Consider the following 429-nt stretch of genomic DNA (forward strand, 5'->3'; position numbering starts at 1 on the left):
GGGTGGGGTGGGTATAGCCGCGCTCCGCCAGCGCGAGGCGGAGGGGCTCGGACAGGTTCATGTCTTCGAAGCCGATGTCCGCGACGTACTCGGCGGGACGCGTCGGGGCTTCGTCAGGCGCCGGACTGCCCGGCGTGGTCTCTGGGTTGTCGCTCATCAGGCATGGGCATAGCCCCGGCATTACCCTCTGGCAACAATCGCGGCACTTTGCTGTATGGAGTCCCCATGGCGAATGGGAGGAAGAGAACCAAAGGGACGTCCCCCCGCCCTCGCGCGAAACGGCCGGCCGCCGCGGAAGCGGTCGAGGCGGAAGTCGTCGAGCCCGAGGAGGCGGAAGGGGCCGAGGCGTCGGCGGACCCGGACGCCATCGAGCCCGACCCGGCGGAGCTGGCCGAGGTCGAGCCCGAGGGAGATGTCTCCGTCCCCACC

General features: G+C 70.2%; 1 pseudogene. It reads left to right on the plus strand.

The features are described from left to right. Positions 1-225 precede the first annotated feature (225 nt). A pseudogene (locus HG543_RS54150) lies at positions 226-429 on the plus strand (RNA polymerase subunit sigma-70); the annotation flags it as partial.

This window comes from Pyxidicoccus fallax, assembly GCF_012933655.1.
GTDB lineage: Bacteria > Myxococcota > Myxococcia > Myxococcales > Myxococcaceae > Myxococcus > Myxococcus fallax.